This is a genomic window from Parabacteroides goldsteinii (assembly GCF_020091425.1).
Classification (GTDB): Bacteria; Bacteroidota; Bacteroidia; order Bacteroidales; family Tannerellaceae; genus Parabacteroides; species Parabacteroides goldsteinii.
In genome coordinates, this window is record NZ_CP081906.1 from 689,175 (window position 1) to 707,988 (window position 18,814).

Consider the following 18,814-nt stretch of genomic DNA (forward strand, 5'->3'; position numbering starts at 1 on the left):
ATACTATGCCACTTCCATCCGCTGGCGGATAAGGTTCACATTGCTGTTCACAAGGTTTACAATGCGGTCGTGGTACTCGGTATTGGAATTGTGCAAGCCACGACTTTGCACCACTTCCAATGTCTTCAAGGAAACCTCCACCGTTTCTATGCGCTTGCCGTCAATGGTGGCGGATAGGATAAGGGAGTTCTTTTCAAGGAAATAGGAGTTGGAAAACACGCAATGGTGCAGTTCCGTCCCTTCCGCTGCAAACTCCGCCACGCTCTCCAACACACGCACCTGCAAAGTGCCGTCCGTGAATGCAATGCCGAAGAATATGCCTTTGAGTTTGCGGTATGCCTTCTCGTGTTTCTTCGCTTGGCGGATGCGTTCTTCCAATTTCTTGCGCTCTATCTCCTTGTTGCGCTTGTGCATAAGTCTGTCGTGTTCGGCTTTGAGGTCGGCAGGGCAGACGTATTTCGGGCTGTTCGTGTCCTTGCCGAAATGCCGCAGGAGGTCTATGGTGTCACGCCACATGGAGCCGTCAGCAATGGTGTAGCCGTTGCGGATACATATCTTTATGGATGCCCAATACCTCTCCATGTCAAAGGAACTGCGGATGTAGTGGCGCAACATGGGGTATTGCCCTGCCTTCAACAGCGTTTCGGCTCGGCTGTCGGAAAGGATAGCCGTGAAAAGGTCGTAAGGCAGTATGTTGTGGTACTCGCCATTGAAGCCGTTGCGTTTCAGTTCGGGTATGAAACGCTGTCGGGGATAGGTGCAGACGGGGTTTATATCGTATGCACGTAGTTTGTTGTTCTTGCGTACTTCCATGTCGCTGTATTCCGCCCATAGGTCATAGTAAAGTATGGACATTCCACGCAGTCGGGCAACGGTGGTAGTTGTACCTTTTGGCGAAATCCACCTTTGCACCACTTCATAAATGGAATACTCGGCTGCCTGTCCTGCCTTGTATCGGGACTTGACGAAAAAGAAGCGTATAACTTGATACTGCTTGCAGGTGGTGACGATGGAGAAATACTCGTTCTCGCTGAACACGCTCTTTCGGGTGCGCAACGCTTCCAACTCCATGCCGCAATGCGGGCAGGTGCATCCGCAAACGGTGTCCGCAAGGTCGTGTTCACTCCTCCACGAATGTCCGCACTCGGTGCAGATGTTCGTGCCGTCCGCCCTCTTGATGGCGTAATGCTTGAAGCAATGGCGGAAAGCGTATGCCCTCTGTATGGCGGTCAATTTCGGCAGTCGCTCGCTCAATCGTGCGACTTCCTGCTGTATGGGTGTTCTCGGTTTCATAATCAGAAATTGAATAGGTTGGGTTGTTGTACTTCTTGTGCGGTCGCTTTGGTGGCGGTTCTCGGCTTGCTGCGGTTTTGCAACTTGCGGAGTTCTTCCTCTTGGTATCTGCGGACTGCGTTCTGCCGTGCTTCCGCCTTTTCCTCTGCCGTGAGTTCCACAACGTGGTTCACCGCCACTTGGCATTGGATAGGCTTGCCTACCTCTATCTCGTTCTCGTCATAGTAGTGGACGGCTTGCCCGAATATCTCCCCGTCCGTGAAGCCGTTGCAACCGCTCCGCTGCACGTAGTTGAGAATGTAGGTGACGCAATCGTCTATGTTCTTGGCAGGGTTGCGGTAGTTCTTCGCAAAGAGCGCATCCTCCGCTGCACGCTGCTCCAAATACATCTGTATCGTTCTCTTGAAATGGTCTGTTCCTTTCATATCGCTGTCGTTTTATCAGTTATACATTTTTCCGTTTCCCAAAAACTCGTAGTCGTTGGCTGCGCAACTCTCCTCGAAACTCTCCTCGCTGCACTGAAATTCCATATCGTCACGGCACGACTTGAAGAAGCTGTCAAGGCACTTGTCCATGAGGTCGTACAGAGTGGTTCGGGTGTCGGGGGCTTTCAGAAAGTCGTAGATGGGTCGCAGGATGTCCTCGTCTGCGCAATAGCCTGTCAGTACGCAACAGTTGTCCGTGAATACCCTGCTTTTGCGCCTTTTCTTGTAATTGCCTTTGAGGTAGTAGGCTTTCGGCTTGAATAGGGTATGCCAATAGTTATTGACGATGTATTTCAGAAGCCGTATGCCGCAGAGTTCCTCTTCCTCTCCGCTGTAACGTGAGGTGAAGCGGTAGGAATAACGGCACGTGTCGTAACTCCAATCGTTCACTTTGACCTTGAACACACTTTCAAATGCTTCCAGCGTGTTGCGGTTGTCGCTGTCCCAACCGTATTCAAAGGTGCGCAACCATTCGTTGTATGCGGTATCTCTCGCTGCTGCGGAGAGTTCAGCTAATTGGAAAAGGTCGTATGTCCTTGTTATCGTTCTCATATCGCTGTCGTTTTAGATGGTCTGTTTCAGTATCTCTCTCCAATAGGTCGGCTGCACCTCGCTCAAAAGGAAGTCTGTAAAGTCCCTCCGTGCGTCCTTGTTCAGTTCTCGGTAGAGTTCACGGAACACGGATATGTTGCCGTTGATGTACGTTTCAACCATATACACGAAGATATTGTCCACCTCGTAGTATCTGCACTGCTGCGCTGCCGTTTTGCTGCTTCTCTTTGCCATGTCGGTAAGGGTTAAAGGGTGAATAACCAAAGGATGAAACCGAAGAAGGCGGTTGCGGAAAGGATAGCCACGATTACGCCTATCGCCACTCGGAACACTCCGTTTACAATCTCTCTAATGATGCCCCAAAGGATGCCGAACACCCCGAAGGCGGTGCGCACCATCAAGCCGCATATCGCAAGCCCTATGTACTGTGCCATTTGTCTGAAATTTGCCGTTGCCGTCATATCTTCGCTGTTTTTGATTTTTTTATTTTTTAATGCGGATTCAAGAGCTGAGGGAGTTGAGTTTCAAACTATCTTATCTGCCTCTCGTTTATCCGACATTTTTTTTATGCGTCTTTCTGTCGCATCGGTCGTTTTCGTTTCGGGTGCTTGAAAAGGTAGGGATTAGGGGATGCAAGGTTTTTCGGGAAAAATACTACCCGCAGGGCTGGAGATTTTTGCCGAAAACAGGAGGCTTGACCTTGCATTCCCGTCCAATCCCGGAATTACCTTTGCGCCCAGAACGGAAATGACTGCCTGATGCGGCGTCACTGAAAGACGCGAAAATGGAGGTAAACGGAAGTGGAGGCAGATTAGACAGGAAAACTTCAAAAGAGAAATCTGTGAAAAAAAGAAATCCCCAAAAGGAAAAAAAGGGACATAGCCGGAAGCGTGAAACCGGGCAAACCACCGGCAAGGAAGTATGATTTTATATGTCTGGCCGAGCGTGTCCGGTCGGACATATAAAATCATTCTTCCCGGTTTGCCTGCCGTGCATAACGGCTTGTTCCATTTATGGATCGGGCGGTCAGACACGGCTTTCCGCTTACGGCTCAAAGGAACAGCGAAAAAGAAATCGTCTGCGAACCCGTAAAAGCACCTCTCTGGCATAAGCACAAAAGAAATGGGCCTTGCATCATCAGTCTAAACTGTTGTTTAGGCGTGAGGCAAAGCCCTTTTCTCCGCTTATGCGGCAGTCGGCATACGTTCATCCAAAATTCTTTTGGGCGATGGTGTGCCGACGGATAAAACAGCTTTTACGGAAAAACTTGTATGAGATAGAAAAAAAATTAGGGAGATTCATTTCAAAATCTCCCGTTTTATTGTTACTTTTGCATATGAAGAGTTCTTTGAAGGTTACGCAACGCGCAGAAAGATGATGCAGTAGATAACTAACTAAATCGTAACCTATTACTATCATGAGCAATTAACCTACGCTCATTTCCAATGAATTACACTCTTTTCGTAACTTCTCTCCGCAAAGGTGCCGATTATATCCGGAGCGTCGACTTCAAAGACAGCGAAATCAAACGGGCAGTAGAGGAAGCCGGCACCACTGTCTTCCGTAAAAAGCAGCAACTGAAGGAGATCGTGGAGAAGCAGTTCCGGGTAGGAGAAGTCTATGTGGGATCTGATATGTCCGTAATTCTAACGGCCGCTTATCGTAAAGTGGGATTACCTGTTAATAAACGGGTGAATACAACGGTTCTCAAAGAGTATTTCGAGTTAAAGGAGGAACGTACAAAGTCTATCCGTTATATACGGATCATCAAAAAGAAATAAATGTTAATGGTGACAAACAAAAGGTTGAAAGTTACTACTTTTTTACCCAGGTTGTAAGGGTATTTCTGTTTTGGAGTATGATAATCATCGGTGACAAACTTTTTGCTGCCCCCTATAAAACAAAGAAAATATATTTGTCATTCCAGGGCTATGAATGATTGTCTATATCGGATAATATTCGTTTAATAGTTTCCTGTAGAGGAGGAAGGTTGCTATTCTTTAGACCAGGATACCATCTTTTTGAATGTTTTTATAGAGCAATGAGTTTAAATTATCACGAAGTCTTAGTAAATCAATTTTATATCCGGTTCTTTCTTCTAAATCATCATGGATATCTCCTAATATATATGGGTTAGGGACTTGGATGTCGACGAATATGTCCAAATCACTATTCGGAGTTTGTTCTCCGCGTGCAACGGAACCGAAAATACCAAGCTTTCTTATCCCATATTTAGTAGATGCTTCCTGCTTGTAGATACGGAGGATTTCAATGATTTCTTGAAGACTTTTCATAATTCGATCGTTCTCTAAAGATGTTTCGTCTACAAATATAAAACATTATATTGGATTTATGGTTAAAAAATAACTATACAAAAACTCCTATCAAAGTTATATTCATCATACTTTGACAGGAGTTTATATTATTGTGGCAATAGGTTATACCCTATTCTTTTTATTACGGCAGGAGTATTTGTTATTCCCACTCAATAGTCGCATTGGGTTTCGGAGACATGTCGTAGCAAACGCGGTTTACGTTCTTTACTTCTTTCAGGATACGGTCTGTGATTTTCATCAGGATAGGCCAGTCTACCGGTTCGATGGTGGCTGTCATGGCGTCTACAGTGTTTACGGCGCGGATGATAACAGGCCAGTCGAAAGAACGGGCATTATCCCGTACGCCAACCGATTTGAAATCAGGAACAACAGTGAAATACTGCCATACCTTCTTGTCCAGTCCGGCAAGCTGGAACTCTTCACGTAAGATGGCATCAGCTTCACGAACGGCTTCCAGTCTGTCACGGGTGATAGCACCCAGACAACGTACACCCAGTCCGGGACCAGGGAACGGCTGACGGTAAACCATTTCATAAGGCAAGCCCAGTTCCAGACCGCAGGCACGAACCTCGTCTTTGAATAACTGACGCAGCGGTTCAACCAGTTCGAACTTCAGGTCTTCGGGCAGACCGCCTACATTATGATGAGATTTTACCATCTTGGCTGTCTTTGTACCGCTTTCTACGATATCCGGATAGATCGTTCCTTGTGCTAAGAAATCGATACCATCCAGTTTACGAGCTTCCTCTTCGAATACACGGATAAATTCGCCACCGATAATCTTGCGTTTTTCTTCCGGATCGGCAACTCCTGCCAGTTTATCCAGGAAACGGTCGGTAACATCTTTATATATCAGGTTCGCATTCAACTGATTTTTGAATACTTCCACTACATCTTCCGATTCACCTTTACGCATCAGACCATGGTTTACATGTACGCAAACCAGTTTATCGCCGATCGCTTTCAGAAGCAAGGCAGCCACAACAGAACTGTCAACTCCGCCTGACAGGGCCAACAGGACTTTTCTATCGCCTACCTGACGTCTGACAAGTTCGATCTGGTCGTTGACAAAGTTTGTCATATTCCAGTTCGCTTCCGCTTTGCAGCTATCGAAAACGAAAGACTTCACAGCTTCTTTGATAGCTTCTATATCGTCGGTGAATTCACCCAGTTTTACTTCACATAATGCTTTGTCGTGGCCGGCAGCCATTACGGGGATACCCAGCGAGTAAATACCCGGATTTACATCTATGGCAACACCGTCGATCACATTGTTCGGACCACCGTTGATGATAATACCTTTTACGTTCGGCAGTGCTTTCAGTTCCTCTACTGTGATGTCGTGAGGATAAATTTCACTGTAAACACCCAATGCACGGATTGCTCTTGCCAATACCGTATTTTCATGACTTCCCAGGTCTAAAATAACGATCATATCTTGTTTCATCGTATTCCTCCTAAAATTATTAAGTTAATTAGATTATCCTTCTTGTGATTTTTTATTCCCACTCTATGGTTGCTGGTGGCTTGGAACTGATGTCGTACACAACGCGGTTCACACCTTTTACCTTATTGATGATCTCGTTGGATACTTTTGCCAGAAACTCGTAAGGCAGTTGTGCCCAGTCGGCTGTCATGGCATCGGTAGAAGTTACGGCACGCAAGGCAACGGTATTTTCATAGGTACGTTCGTCACCCATAACACCGACCGACTGGATAGGAAGCAGGATGACTCCGGCTTGCCAGATCTTGTCGTATAAACCCCATTCGCGCATCAGCGACATATAAATATCATCGGCATCCTGAAGGATACGTACTTTCTCCGGCGTGATATCGCCTAAGATACGGATACCCAGACCAGGACCGGGGAATGGATGACGTTTGATCAGATGCGGCTGCATGCCCAGTTCGATACCGACACGGCGAACCTCATCCTTGAAGAGAAGGCGAAGCGGCTCAACCAGTTGCAGTTTCATCGTATCAGGAAGTCCGCCTACATTATGATGACTCTTGATGACTGTTCCGGTGATGGATAAAGACTCGATAACGTCCGGATAGATCGTACCTTGTCCCAGCCATTTGATATCTTTCAGCTTATGAGCTTCTTCGTCGAATACGTCGATGAAACCTTTGCCGATGATCTTACGTTTTTGTTCCGGCTCGGTAACTCCCGCCAGTTCTTTATAGAATTTATCTTTTGCGTTTACTCCGATTACGTTCAATCCCAGGTGTTCGTAATCTTTCATTACGTTTTCGAACTCATTCTTACGCAGCAAACCGTGGTCTACGAAGATACAGGTTAGGTTTTTGCCGATCGCCTTGTTCAATAAAACAGCCGTGACGGAAGAGTCCACGCCACCGGATAAAGCCAGAATCACTTTGTCGTCACCCAGTTGCTCTTTCAGTTCGGCAACCGTCGATTCGATGAAAGAAGCCGGTGTCCAGTCTTTGGCGCATCCGCAGATATTCAGGAAATTGTCTAATAACTTTGTACCGTCTGTAGAGTGGAATACTTCCGGATGGAATTGTACGCCCCAGGTCTGTTCGCCTTCTACATGATAAGCTGCCGCTTTCACATCGTCGGTGCTGGCGATCACTTTGAAGTTATCCGGCAATACAGTGATTGTATCTCCATGAGACATCCAGATCTGAGAACCGGTGTCGATGCCTTTTAATAGAGGATCTTCATTATTAATGTAGGATAGATTGGCACGTCCGTATTCACGTGAGTTGGCCGGTTCTACATTGCCTCCGGATGTATAAGCCAGAAACTGAGCCCCGTAACAAATACCTAAAACCGGATACTTTCCACGAATCTCGCTCAGGTCTGCCTTGAAAGCATTTTCGTCGTAAACGGAGTAAGGACTTCCTGAAAGGATAACCCCTTTCACATCGGTTGCATCATGCGGAAATTTGTTGTAGGGAAGGATCTCGCAATACATGTTTAACTCTCTGACCCTGCGGCCAATCAATTGAGTTGTTTGCGAGCCGAAATCAAGAATAATAAGTTTCTCGTGCATGCAGTGTTATTATTTAATTGAGTGGCGCAAAGGTAGTAATTTTATTTAGAAAATCTGTAAAGCTCATCCTATATATAAAGGTATTGATGAGGAGATTTCAATATATTTTTTATGATTTCACAAAAGTTTCATCCGAAAGAAACTGTGTTTTCTCCCGAAAGAAACTGTATTTTCATCCGAATGAAACTAAAAAGATGTCGGTATATGTTGAAAGGATGGTTAAGTTCTTAAAAAATGTATAAACAGACAGGATATGTTTTAATACATCTGATTAAACATTACCTTTGTACGTTCATTTTTAGAAGGAACCGTATGGATACAGAAAAGAAAGAAACGAAGGAAATAAATAAACTCTCATTATTAATCATGGCGGTAGTCGTGTTGATACTGATTATCGCTGGTGCAGGTTACTATATTTATCAGCAGAAACAGCAGATGAATGATTTGGTTGAGGCTTATGACCTGGATAAGCAAACGCTTGAAGATGAGTTTAATGAACTCTCTATGCAATATGAGGGATACCAGTTCAATGTAGGCAATGATTCCCTGATGAATTTGTTATCTACAGAGCAGGCAAAGGTTCAGCGCCTGATGGAAGAACTCCGTACGGTGAAGGCGACAAATACCAAAGAAATTGCCCGTCTGAAGAAAGAACTGGAAACGCTTCGTAAGATCATGCGTAATTATGTCGTTCAGATCGACTCTTTGAACAGAGCGAACGAACAGTTGCAGGTAGAAAAGAAAGAAGCCGTTCAGAAATACCAGCGTGCCACATCACAAGCTGCTACCCTGAAGAAAGAAAAAGAAAAATTATCCGAACGTGTTACTATGGCAAGCCGCCTGGATGCTACCGGTATCACGGTTACTCCGGTCAATTCGCGTGGAAAGCTGGCAAAGAAGATCAAACGTATGGAACGTTTCGTAGTCGATTTCCGCATCGCAAAGAATATTACCGCTCCCGTTGGTGAGAAGACTGTATATGTACGTATTATGAAGCCGGACGATGATGTGCTGGTAAAGAGCCGTGCCGATGTTTTCCCCTTCGAAGGAAAGGATATCAACTACTCGATGAAGAAGCTGATCGAATATGACGGGGAAGAATATCCCGTTACCATGTATTGGGATATCGAAGAATTTCTTTCTCCGGGAACTTACCGTGTAGATATTTTTATTGACGGAAACCTGATCGGAAAGAGAAACTTCACGTTGGAAGATTAACGAATGGAAACAGACGGCCACTTAGCGAAGCTTTTAGCGGATCTCCCGGAATCTCTGGCCCGCGACGAAGTCTTTGTGAGTGAACTGAAGAATATCACTACAGTGGTTGCTGTCGATAAAGGGGATTACCTGCTTCGTACCGGTGAGATTTGTCAGGATGCCTACTTCATCAATAAAGGACTGTTCATTAATTTATATGTAAGCGAAAAAGGCGATGAATGCGTAACCGGTTTTTCATCCGACCATCAATATCCTTTCTTGTCCGCTATCGGTTATTTTACCCAGGCGCCTTCCGAGTTCGAGATTAAGGCGCTCGAAGCCGGTGAATTGCTAAGGCTATCACGTACCCATATCGAGGACCTTTCCCTGCGTTATCCGTTATTTGCATCATATTACCAGAATGCGATGCTGACCATCATATCAAAACTTTATTCTATGTTTGCCATCCGCCAGTCGTGCACGGCAGAAGAATTTATCAAATACCTCTATAATCACTACATGTGGATCATGCAGCGTGTTCCCGACAAATATATTGCCCAATATATGGGAATCAGCAATGCCTGGTACTGCAAGCTGAAAAAGCGCATCTTTAATTGAATTAATTCAATTTTATATTTAAACTAAACCAGTACTTTTGCACCGATAAATCGTACTTTTGTTTGTGTACGAAGAATATAGGTTTGTCGAATATAAACAATAGGAGATAACCGGTTGTTTTTTATTTAGATAAAGGTGATAAGTTGTTTTAGTGGTAAAATAAAGTCTCCGGATGAAAAAACAATAAAAAGATGAAACGGATTATTGTATTAGTAGGATTGTTGGTCTGTTCTGGTTATGCAAGTTCCCAACAGACTTTGACATTGGAAGAATGTCGAAACTTAGCTATTCAGAATAATAAGGAATTACAGATGTCCGGCGAAAAGGTAAAGGCGGCCAATGAAGAACGCAAAGCGGCTTTTACTAAATATTTTCCGCAGCTTTCCGCTATGGGAGGATATATGTGGAATCAGAAAGATATCAATCTGCTGGATATGGACGCTTTGAGTGCCAAACTCGGTTCCGCCCTGGGACCGCTTGCCCAACTTCCTGTTTTCGGACAATTAATGGGAGGAATTGACGATGTGCAACATCTGGATGTGCAGAATATCTGGGTGGGAGGCGTTTCGCTGGTTCAACCGGTCTTTATGGGAGGGAAAATTGTTTCCTATAATCAGATTACCAAATATGCCCGTGAGTTGGCCGAGTCGATGAACGACCTCCAGTTGCAGGAAGTCATTTATAAAACCGATGAAACTTATTGGCAGGTGATTTCGCTAGTCAATAAGAAAAAGCTGGCAGACGCTTATGTCGGGTTACTCAGGAAGATGGACAGTGACGTGACAGCCATGATCGCCGAAGGAGTTGCCACCCAGGCAGACGGACTGTCGGTAAAGGTAAAACTGAATGAGGCGGAAATGGCGCAGACGAAAGTGGATAACGGTCTGGCTTTATCGCGTATGCTGCTCTCCCAGATTTGCGGTTTGCCATTAGATGAACCTTTGGCGCTGGCAGATGAAAATATAGAGAACTTCCCCGTCCATACCAGTGATGCTACCGCAAATGTGAATGAAGCGTTTGCCAACCGCGATGAGCTGAAAAGCCTGGAACTGGCAGCTAAGATTTATCAGAAGAAAGAACGGATAGTCCTGGCGGATATGTTGCCCAATGTGGCTTTGTCGGCAAACTATCTGGTAACGAACCCGAATGCTTTCAACGGTTTTAAGAATGAATTTGCCGGAATGTTTAATGTCGGTGTGATGATGAAAGTACCTTTGTCCGGTTGGTGGGAGGGTACTTATAAAAGGAACTCCGCCCGTGCTGAGACACGTATCCAGATGTTGCAACTGATGGAAGCCCGTGAAAAGGTCGAGTTGCAGGTCAACCAGTCCGTTTATAAAGTGAATGAAGCCAATAAGAAACTGACCGCTTCTTCACGGAATATGGAGAATGCGGAGGAGAACCTTCGTCATGCCAATCTGGGTTTTGAAGAAGGTGTTATTCCGGCCTTAAACCTGATGGAAGCTCAAACGGCTTGGGTATCGGCACGTTCCAGTCTGATTGATGCTCAGATAGAAGTGAAATTAACGGAAGTTTACCTGTCGAAGGCAATGGGTAAACTGTCGGTAGATAAACAGAAGTAATAACAATAAAAATATACAAAGATGAACGAGAATAAAAAGTTTTCGATCAGCAACATGATGTTGGCATTTATCACGGTATTGGTCGTGATTGGATTAGTCGCATTGACCGGTTTCTTTTTGCTTACTCCTCCCGACGATATTATTATGGGGCAGGCTGAAGCCAATCAGGTTCGTATTTCCGGAAAAGTACCCGGACGAATCGAAATGTATCGTTTTGATGAAGGAGATAAGGTGAAAGCCGGTGATACATTGGTGTATCTGAATACTCCGGAAGTCCTGGCAAAACTGCAACAGGCGGAAGCCGTTCAAAAAGCTGCCGAAGCACAGAATGCCAAAGCTCTTAAAGGAGCCCGTGCACAGGAAATAGCCGGTGCTTACGAGATGTGGCAGAAGGCGCAAGCAGGTTTGGAGATTGCCAAAAAATCATATACCCGTGTTCAGAACTTATATGACAAGGGAGTCATGTCTGCTCAGAAAAGAGATGAGGCTGAGGCAAACTATAAAGCGATGGTCGCTACCGAAAAAGCGGCTAAGTCACAGTATGATATGGCTCGGGACGGTGCCCGTTCGGAAGATAAGGCTGCTGCGGCTGCCCTGGTTCAACAGGCTGGCGGCGCTGTTGCCGAAGTGGAATCTTATTTGAAAGAGTCGGCTTTGGTTTCACCTATCGACGGAGAGGTATCCGAACGTTTCCCACAGGTGGGAGAATTGGTCGGTACCGGTGCACCGATTATGAATATCACGGATTTGAACGATATGTGGGTATCATTCAGTGTTCGTGAAGACCTGTTGAAGGATATCAAGATCGGTTCCGAACTGAATGCTTTTATTCCGGCACTCGACAATAAGCCGGTAAAGCTGAAAGTATATTATATGAAGGACATGGGCTCGTATGCCGCTTGGAAAGCTACAAAGACAACCGGACAATTCGATTCGAAGACCTTTGAAGTCCGTGCCCGTCCGCAGGAAAAAATAGCAGACTTACGTCCCGGAATGTCTGTCGTAATGAAGAAAAAAGGAAACGAAATATTATGACATTGAAGCAGAGTTTACATAGTATCTGGAATGTGGCGAAGCGGGAGATACACCGGCTGACATCGAAGCCGATCTATTTCTTCTGTATGCTGATCGCTCCGGCTCTCTGTGTCGTCTTCTTCCTGTCACTGATGCAAGATGGCTTGCCAACCAATCTGCCGATTGCCGTGGTCGATATGGATGGCTCAGCCACTTCCCGTAACCTGATCCGGCAGTTGGATGCTTTTGAACAGACGGAGGTTGTTTATAAGACCGCTACGTTCGATGATGCACGCCGGGAGATGCAAAAAGGAAACATATACGGTATTTTCTATATACCGAAGAACTTTGCAGTGGAGGCAACAACGGGAAAACAACCTACATTGTCTTTCTATACGAACGGCACTTATCTAATCGCAGCCTCCCTGCTTTTTAGGGATATGAAAACCATCTCTGTCCTGGCTGGCGCTTCGGTCGGCTTGCAGACCGGACTGGCGAAAGGATATACGACTGACCAGATTATGGGACAGCTTCAGCCGGTAGTAGTGGATACTCATGCGATTGGTAATCCCTGGCTGAACTATTCCGTCTATCTGAATAATACGATTTTGCCGGGCGTGCTTCAGTTGATGATCTTCCTGGTGACGGTGTTCAGTATCGGTACAGAAATAAAATATTCGACTGCCCGCCAGTGGTTGCAGACGGGAGGAAACTCCTTAACGACTAGTCTGTTGGGGAAGTTACTCCCGCAAACTGTTATTTTTACTCTTGTGGCGTTGATGTGCTGTGCCGCTTTGTACGGTTTCAATGCTTTCCCGCTGAATAGTGGTTGGATGCCGATGATATCGGCAATGATCCTGTTGGTGCTGGCTTCGCAGGCTGTCGGTGTGTTTATGATCGGCGTGTTGCCGACTTTGCGTCTGGGATTGAGTTTTGCCAGTTTGTTCGGTATGATTGCTTTCTCTATTGTCGGATTTTCTTTTCCCGTGTTAGGGATGGATCCGACTTTGCAGGCATTGAGCGACCTGTTTCCGCTTCGTCACTATTTTCTGATTTATGTGGATCAGGCGTTGAACGGTAGGGATTTGTTCTATTCATGGAGTGAATATGTCTGGTTGGCTGGCTTCCTTATCTTACCGTTCTTGATAGGAAAGAACCTGAAGAATGCGTTGCTGTACTTTAAGTATATTCCGTAAAACTGAAAGTGATGAAAAGAGAACATCGTTTACGATATATAATCAAAGAAGGTATACTGGATACCTTTTTTATCTGGAAGGATGAATTGAAGAACGTCTTCAAGGATTCGGGAGTCATGATCTTTTTCTTCCTGGTCCCGTTCATCTATCCGCTTTTGTATGCGTTTATCTATAATAATGAGGTGGTTCACAATGCCAAGATGGTGGTGGTGGACCAGTCGGATTCTTATCTGAGCCGCGAATATATCCGTAAGGTCGATGCAACGGCAGATGTAAAGGTTGTTGCCGTCTGTTCGGATATGGAAGAGGCAAAACGGATGATGGATGCGAAAGAAGCATACGGAATCCTGTATTTCCCCAGTGAGTTCAGCAAAAATATACATAAAGGAAAGCAGGCGACAGTTTCGCTTTATTGTGATATGAGTGCTTTGTTGTTTTATAAAGCCTTCCTGTTGGCAACGACTGAAGTTTCGCTCGAGATAGGAAAAGAACTGCGGGCGCAGAATAATCCGTCGTCGACGATAGAACAGGAAAAGATAACGATCAATCCTATTCCGTATGAATCGGTAGCCCTGTTCAATTCGCAGAACGGGTTTGCCAGCTTCCTTGTGCCGGCTATCCTTATTCTGGTTATCCAGCAGACGCTTATTCTGGGTATCGGTATGTTGGGAGGAACGGCACGTGAAAAGAACCGTTTCCACAGCCTGGTTCCGATAAGCCGTCATTTTAACGGGACGTTGCGTATCGTGTTCGGCAAGTCGCTTACCTATATATTATTATATGTAGTTGTTTGTATTTGGGCATTGGCTGTGGTTCCGAAGTTGTTCTCTTTGCCGCAGGTGGGAGAGTCGTGGACTGTTATGTTGTTTGTTCTGCCTTATCTGTTCGCGTCCATCTTTTTGTCGATGACCTTGTCCGGTTTTATGACAAGCCGTGAGTCACCGATGTTGGTCTTTGTCTTTACTTCGGTCATTCTGTTGTTTATCTCCGGCGTGTCTTGGCCTAAGGAGGCGATACCTCCGTTCTGGAAAGCAATCGGTTATCTGTTCCCCTCCACGCCGGGAATACAGGGATTTATCCGAATCAATACGGCAGGAGCCTCCTTAAATGAAGTGGCTCACGAATACCGTACGCTTTGGATACAGGCCGGTATCTATTTTATTACAGCTTGCATTATTTACAGGTATCAGATTATGCGTAGCCGGAAATTGATCATAAAACAATATCGATACATGAAGATGCAGCGAATGTTGCGGCAAAAGTAATTCATCTTTTTATTGATTTTAACGAAATAATATTAGAATCCATCGAATATAGTTTTACTTTTGTACAAATTCTCAATCAAACTTAATTTTTAGTACTATGCAGAACAGACGTGACTTTTTAAAGCAAGCTTCCATGTTGCTTGCAGGAGGTTTAGTTGCACCTCAGTTGTTATCTTCTTGTGCCGAAAAGAAACATATCGGTTTACAGTTATATTCTTTGAGAGACCTTGTAAAAGACGAAGGCATTCAAAAAGTGTTGGAAACAGCATCTAAAATGGGGTATACCAATTTAGAAACAGCCGGTTATGACAATGGTAAAATTTATGGTTTAGCTCCTGCTGAATTTAAGAAAATGTGTAACGACTTGGGTATGAAGTGTACGAGTGCCCATTTGGGACAGGCTTTTACCAAAGAAAAGGAAGCAGAAGTAATGAACTGGTGGGACCAGGCAATTGCTGCTCACAACGAATTGGGGGTTAAATATATGGTTCAGCCCTGGATGCCGGTGAATGATGAAACAACCTTGGATGACCTGAAGATGTATTGCGATTATTTCAATACGGTAGGTTACAAAACGGCTGCTGCCAGTATTGCTTTCGGTTATCATAACCATGCATTTGAATTCCGTAAGATAGAAGATAAGTTGATCTACGACTTCTTGCTGGACAATGTAAGTCCTAATCATGTATTCTTCCAGATGGATGTTTATTGGGTGACACAAGGTGGTGGTGATCCCGTGGCTTATCTGAAATCCCGTCCGAGCCAGTTCAAGACGATCCATATTAAGGATGACATGGAAATCGGTGCCAGCGGTAAGATTGACTTCAAACCGATCTTTGACCAGATGTATGCAAACAATGTAAGAGACTGGTACGTTGAAGTAGAACAATATACAAACAATGATCCTGTAGCCAGCTGTAAAGAAAGTTTCGACTTCCTGAACAAGGCGAATTATGTAAAGTAAACGATTATAAGATAATTATTCATGGCAAAAGCGATACTTACGGTTTTCTGTAGGTATCGCTTTGTTTTTTTATATGGAAATAGAATCTATCCTATACACCTCATTATATTATCCCAGTCTTTTGCCAGGCTTGCCATATCCGGATATAGTAAATCGGCGCCTGCATCCAATAACACTTTGTCGGGGAGGGGACCGGTATTGACTGCAATCGTGAAGATGCCTGCTGCAACACCGGCTTCGACACCCATCGGGGCGTTTTCTACGACAAATGCTTCGTTGGCATGGACTCCGGCCTTTTGCAATCCCATCAGATAAGGTTCGGGATGAGGTTTGCCATATTTTACGTCAAAAGCCGTAACCATCTTTTCGCGGGTAAAACAGCCGGGATAGGTATGTTCCAGTTTGTTAATCAAGCTGTGCTGGCCGGAACCGGTTACGACTAATGTTTGTAGTCCGGTCGCTTTAACGGCAGCCAGTACTTCTGCGGCGCCTGTCATTGCTTTACCATCATTATATTTATTGAAAAGCATTGCTTTCTCCTCATATAGTTCCCGTTTTTCCTCATCGGTCGCATCACGCTGAAAGGTACGTTGGTACAATTCGTTGATCGTACTGTCACCGGTACGGCCTTCAAACATGTAAAAGTCTTCCTCTTTAGCCTGGAGCTGATGATGTATCGCTGTTTCGTTCCAGGCACGGGCATGAAAACGCATGGAGTCGTATAAGACACCATCCATATCGAAAAGTACAGCTTTGGGAGAAAGAGAGTTCTGCTTAGTCCTAAGCAGATAACGGTTGATAGCTTCTTGTATCATTTTATTTATATCCTTAATAATCTTTGCAAAGATATGAATCTCCTTTAGTATAGATATCTTCTTAAAAATAAAAAGGTGAAAGCAAGAACATCCACTTTCACCTTTTTATTTATGTCATGTAACAGGTTATTACAATCGTGCGCGGATTGCTTCGCTTTCTTTTTCATATCCGGGCTTGTTCAGCAGCGCGAACATGTTCTTTTTGTATGCTTCTACACCCGGTTGGTCGAACGGATTAACGCCCAGCATATAACCACTGATTCCACAGGCTTTCTCGAAGAAGTAGAACAACTGGCCGATGTAATAAGCATTTACTTCCGGCATCGTGATTTTGATGTTTGGAACACCACCGTCTACGTGTGCCAGCTGAGTACCCAGTTCTGCCATCTTATTTACTTCGTCTACACGTTTTCCGGCAAGGAAGTTCAGGCCGTCCAAGTTGGCTTCGTCTGTCGGGACTTCAACTTTGTGTGAAGGAGTTTCAACAGAGATGACTGTTTCGAAGATGATGCGTTCGCCTTCCTGAATCCATTGGCCCATTGAGTGAAGGTCGGTTGTCAGGTCGACAGAAGCCGGGAAAATACCTTTTCCGTCTTTACCTTCGCTTTCGCCGTACAGCTGTTTCCACCATTCACCAATGTAATGAAGTTTCGGATGGAAGTTGGCAAGGATTTCAATCTTCTTGCCGCTTTTATATAATTCGTTGCGGGTTGCAGCATAGATAGCCGACAGGTTTTCATTGAAAGGAACTTCAATGCCTGTAGCCTTCTCCATAGATACGGCACCAGCAACCAGGTCGCGGATACTGATACCTGCCACTGCGATAGGCAGTAAACCGACCGGAGTCAGTACGGAGAAACGTCCGCCTACATTATCAGGAATGATAAATGTCTTGTAACCTTCCTGGTCTGCCAATGTGCGAAGGGCACCTCTTTTGGCATCAGTAATGGCAACAATACGATGTTTTGCTTCTTCTTTGCCGACTGCGTCTTCCAGTTGCTTCTTCAGCATACGGAATGCCAGGGCAGGCTCTGTTGTTGTTCCCGATTTGGATATGTTAATCAGACCGAATTGTTTACCTTTCAGTATTTCACACAGCTCATACAGATAATCTTCACCGATATTCTGTCCGGCATAGAGAACAACCGGGTTCTTACGGTCAGACTGCAACCAGTCAAAACTGTTGTTCAATGCTTCGACAACGGCTTTTGTGCCGAGATAGCTTCCGCCGATACCGATGGCAACGACAACTTCACATTTAGAACGAAGCACGTTGGCCGTGTTCTCGATGTCTGTTAATTCAGCATCCGTGATAGAAGAGGGGAGATGTAACCAACCCAGAAAATCGTTACCAGCTCCGTTTCCGTTATGTAAAGTGGCAATACATTCGTTTGCCTTGGCTTCCTGTGCGTAAACCTGTTCTTTTGTAACAGCGCCCAGTGCTTTGTCAATGTTAATACTGATGTTTTTCATACCTACTTAAATGTTTCTGTCAACTGCCGTATAACGGTAGTCGGCGATTTTCTTTCATATAATATATCGTATAAGGCGTCCAGAATCGGCATGTTTACCTTATACTTTTCATTTATCTCGTGGATACATTTGGTTCCGTAATATCCTTCGGCAATCATTTCCATTTCCAGCTGGGCAATCTTGACGGAATATCCTTTTCCAATCATCGTCCCGAACGTACGGTTACGGCTGAAACGGGAATAAGCTGTCACCAGCAAGTCTCCCAGATAAACCGAGTCGGTTACGTCGCGTTCCAGGCTGTGTACGGAATTGAGGAAATTACGCATTTCTTCGATTGCGTTACAGATAAATACTGCCAGGAAGTTGTCTCCATATTTCATCCCGTGACAGATACCGGCAACAATCGCATATACATTCTTTAAAACAGAAGCATATTCTATTCCTCTAACATCTTTACAACAATAGTTGTTCAGATATTGATTCTGGAATACATGGGCGACGGCACGTGCATTGTCGATATTGGAACAGGCTAATGTAATATAAGAAAGACGTTCGAGCGCAATCTCTTCCGCATGACACGGACCGCCGATTACTGCGATGTTTTCCATAGGTACATTATAATATTCCGTGAAATAGTCGGCAATCAGCATGTTCTCGTCCGGTACAATCCCCTTGATGGCCGAGATGATGAATTTATCATTCAGCGGGGTCGTCACCTTCATTAAATGTTGTTTCAGGAACGGAGATGGAGTCGCAAAGATTAGCGTATCGGAATCGCTAATCGCATCGTTTATATCCGTGTAGAATTTTATTTTGTCCGTATCGAACTTTACGGCAGACAGATAACTGGGGTTATGTCCTGTCTTTAAAAAGTCGTCAACCTGGTCCTGCCGGCGCATATACCAGTTAATACTATCCTGTGTAGAAAGTACAATCTTGGCTAAGGCGGTAGCCCAGCTACCACCTCCCATTATTGCAATTTTACCGGGTAATTTCATAGCAT

Annotated in this window: 19 protein-coding genes; 8 read left to right on the plus strand and 11 right to left on the minus strand. The window is 44.9% G+C overall.

Going from position 1 to position 18,814, the window contains the following annotated elements; genetic code table 11:
* Nucleotides 1-3: 3 nt before the first annotated feature.
* From K6V26_RS03750 to K6V26_RS03770, 5 genes are read right to left on the minus strand one after another with little or no spacing between them, the layout of a single operon-like run.
* Nucleotides 4-1,293, minus strand: a complete 1,290-nt coding sequence (locus K6V26_RS03750; protein ID WP_005850438.1) for a PcfJ domain-containing protein — start codon at nt 1,291-1,293, stop codon at nt 4-6.
* A 2-nt stretch (nt 1,294-1,295) separates the two neighbouring features.
* Nucleotides 1,296-1,718 carry a PcfK-like family protein gene (locus K6V26_RS03755; protein WP_005850436.1) on the minus strand — a complete coding sequence of 141 codons (423 nt, stop codon included), beginning with the start codon at nt 1,716-1,718 and terminating at the stop codon, nt 1,296-1,298.
* A gap of 15 nt (nt 1,719-1,733) precedes the next feature.
* A complete protein-coding gene (locus K6V26_RS03760; protein ID WP_005850434.1) occupies nt 1,734-2,330 on the minus strand; it encodes a hypothetical protein in 597 nt (198 codons plus the stop codon).
* A gap of 12 nt (nt 2,331-2,342) precedes the next feature.
* Nucleotides 2,343-2,564, minus strand: coding sequence for a hypothetical protein (locus K6V26_RS03765; protein WP_005850431.1), 222 nt, complete (start codon nt 2,562-2,564; stop codon nt 2,343-2,345).
* An 11-nt stretch (nt 2,565-2,575) separates the two neighbouring features.
* Nucleotides 2,576-2,791 carry a hypothetical protein gene (locus K6V26_RS03770; protein ID WP_005850429.1) on the minus strand — a complete coding sequence of 72 codons (216 nt, stop codon included), beginning with the start codon at nt 2,789-2,791 and terminating at the stop codon, nt 2,576-2,578.
* Nucleotides 2,792-3,775: 984 nt separating this feature from the next.
* On the opposite strand from K6V26_RS03770, the gene K6V26_RS03775 reads away from it, so the two are divergent.
* Nucleotides 3,776-4,111, plus strand: coding sequence for a hypothetical protein (locus K6V26_RS03775; RefSeq protein ID WP_224264622.1), 336 nt, complete (start codon nt 3,776-3,778; stop codon nt 4,109-4,111).
* Nucleotides 4,112-4,330: 219 nt separating this feature from the next.
* On the opposite strand, the gene K6V26_RS03780 is transcribed toward K6V26_RS03775, so the two are convergent.
* The 3 genes from K6V26_RS03780 to guaA (K6V26_RS03790) form a co-directional block, all read right to left on the minus strand.
* Nucleotides 4,331-4,624, minus strand: coding sequence for a nucleotidyltransferase family protein (locus K6V26_RS03780; RefSeq protein ID WP_224264623.1), 294 nt, complete (start codon nt 4,622-4,624; stop codon nt 4,331-4,333).
* A gap of 181 nt (nt 4,625-4,805) precedes the next feature.
* Nucleotides 4,806-6,113, minus strand: coding sequence for a glutamine-hydrolyzing GMP synthase (gene guaA, locus K6V26_RS03785; RefSeq protein WP_007657709.1), 1,308 nt, complete (start codon nt 6,111-6,113; stop codon nt 4,806-4,808).
* A gap of 52 nt (nt 6,114-6,165) precedes the next feature.
* Complete coding sequence (gene guaA / locus K6V26_RS03790; protein WP_224264624.1) at nt 6,166-7,686, minus strand: glutamine-hydrolyzing GMP synthase; 1,521 nt, start codon at nt 7,684-7,686, stop codon at nt 6,166-6,168.
* A 312-nt stretch (nt 7,687-7,998) separates the two neighbouring features.
* Between guaA (K6V26_RS03790) and K6V26_RS03795 the strand changes: the two genes are divergently transcribed.
* The 7 genes from K6V26_RS03795 (at nt 7,999) to K6V26_RS03825 (ending at nt 15,523) form a co-directional block, all read left to right on the plus strand.
* Nucleotides 7,999-8,904, plus strand: coding sequence for a hypothetical protein (locus K6V26_RS03795; protein WP_224264625.1), 906 nt, complete (start codon nt 7,999-8,001; stop codon nt 8,902-8,904).
* 3 nt (nt 8,905-8,907) lie between these two features.
* On the plus strand, nt 8,908-9,501 hold the full coding sequence (locus K6V26_RS03800; RefSeq protein WP_224264626.1) for a Crp/Fnr family transcriptional regulator: 594 nt from the start codon (nt 8,908-8,910) through the stop codon (nt 9,499-9,501).
* A 191-nt stretch (nt 9,502-9,692) separates the two neighbouring features.
* Nucleotides 9,693-11,084, plus strand: a complete 1,392-nt coding sequence (locus K6V26_RS03805) for a TolC family protein (RefSeq protein WP_224264627.1) — start codon at nt 9,693-9,695, stop codon at nt 11,082-11,084.
* Nucleotides 11,085-11,105: 21 nt separating this feature from the next.
* On the plus strand, nt 11,106-12,119 hold the full coding sequence (locus tag K6V26_RS03810; protein WP_007657723.1) for an HlyD family secretion protein: 1,014 nt from the start codon (nt 11,106-11,108) through the stop codon (nt 12,117-12,119).
* A complete protein-coding gene (locus K6V26_RS03815; RefSeq protein WP_224264628.1) occupies nt 12,116-13,294 on the plus strand; it encodes an ABC transporter permease in 1,179 nt (392 codons plus the stop codon). Before K6V26_RS03810 ends, K6V26_RS03815 begins: the two co-directional genes overlap by 4 nt.
* Before the next feature lie 11 nt (nt 13,295-13,305).
* Complete coding sequence (locus K6V26_RS03820) at nt 13,306-14,559, plus strand: ABC transporter permease (RefSeq protein ID WP_224264629.1); 1,254 nt, start codon at nt 13,306-13,308, stop codon at nt 14,557-14,559.
* Nucleotides 14,560-14,656: 97 nt separating this feature from the next.
* Nucleotides 14,657-15,523: a sugar phosphate isomerase/epimerase family protein gene (locus K6V26_RS03825; RefSeq protein ID WP_010800128.1), complete on the plus strand. Its 867-nt coding sequence runs from the start codon at nt 14,657-14,659 to the stop codon at nt 15,521-15,523.
* 86 nt (nt 15,524-15,609) lie between these two features.
* Here the strand turns inward: K6V26_RS03825 and K6V26_RS03830 are convergent, their stop codons facing one another.
* The 3 genes from K6V26_RS03830 to K6V26_RS03840 all read right to left on the minus strand — a co-directional run bounded on the left by K6V26_RS03830 (nt 15,610) and on the right by K6V26_RS03840 (nt 18,809).
* Nucleotides 15,610-16,338: an HAD-IA family hydrolase gene (locus K6V26_RS03830; RefSeq protein ID WP_048314498.1), complete on the minus strand. Its 729-nt coding sequence runs from the start codon at nt 16,336-16,338 to the stop codon at nt 15,610-15,612.
* Nucleotides 16,339-16,467: 129 nt separating this feature from the next.
* Complete coding sequence (locus tag K6V26_RS03835) at nt 16,468-17,811, minus strand: glucose-6-phosphate isomerase (protein ID WP_048314496.1); 1,344 nt, start codon at nt 17,809-17,811, stop codon at nt 16,468-16,470.
* A gap of 2 nt (nt 17,812-17,813) precedes the next feature.
* The gene (locus K6V26_RS03840) at nt 17,814-18,809 is read right to left on the minus strand and encodes an NAD(P)H-dependent glycerol-3-phosphate dehydrogenase (protein ID WP_007657739.1); all 996 of its coding nucleotides are present in this window, start codon (nt 18,807-18,809) and stop codon (nt 17,814-17,816) included.
* Nucleotides 18,810-18,814 lie beyond the last annotated feature (5 nt).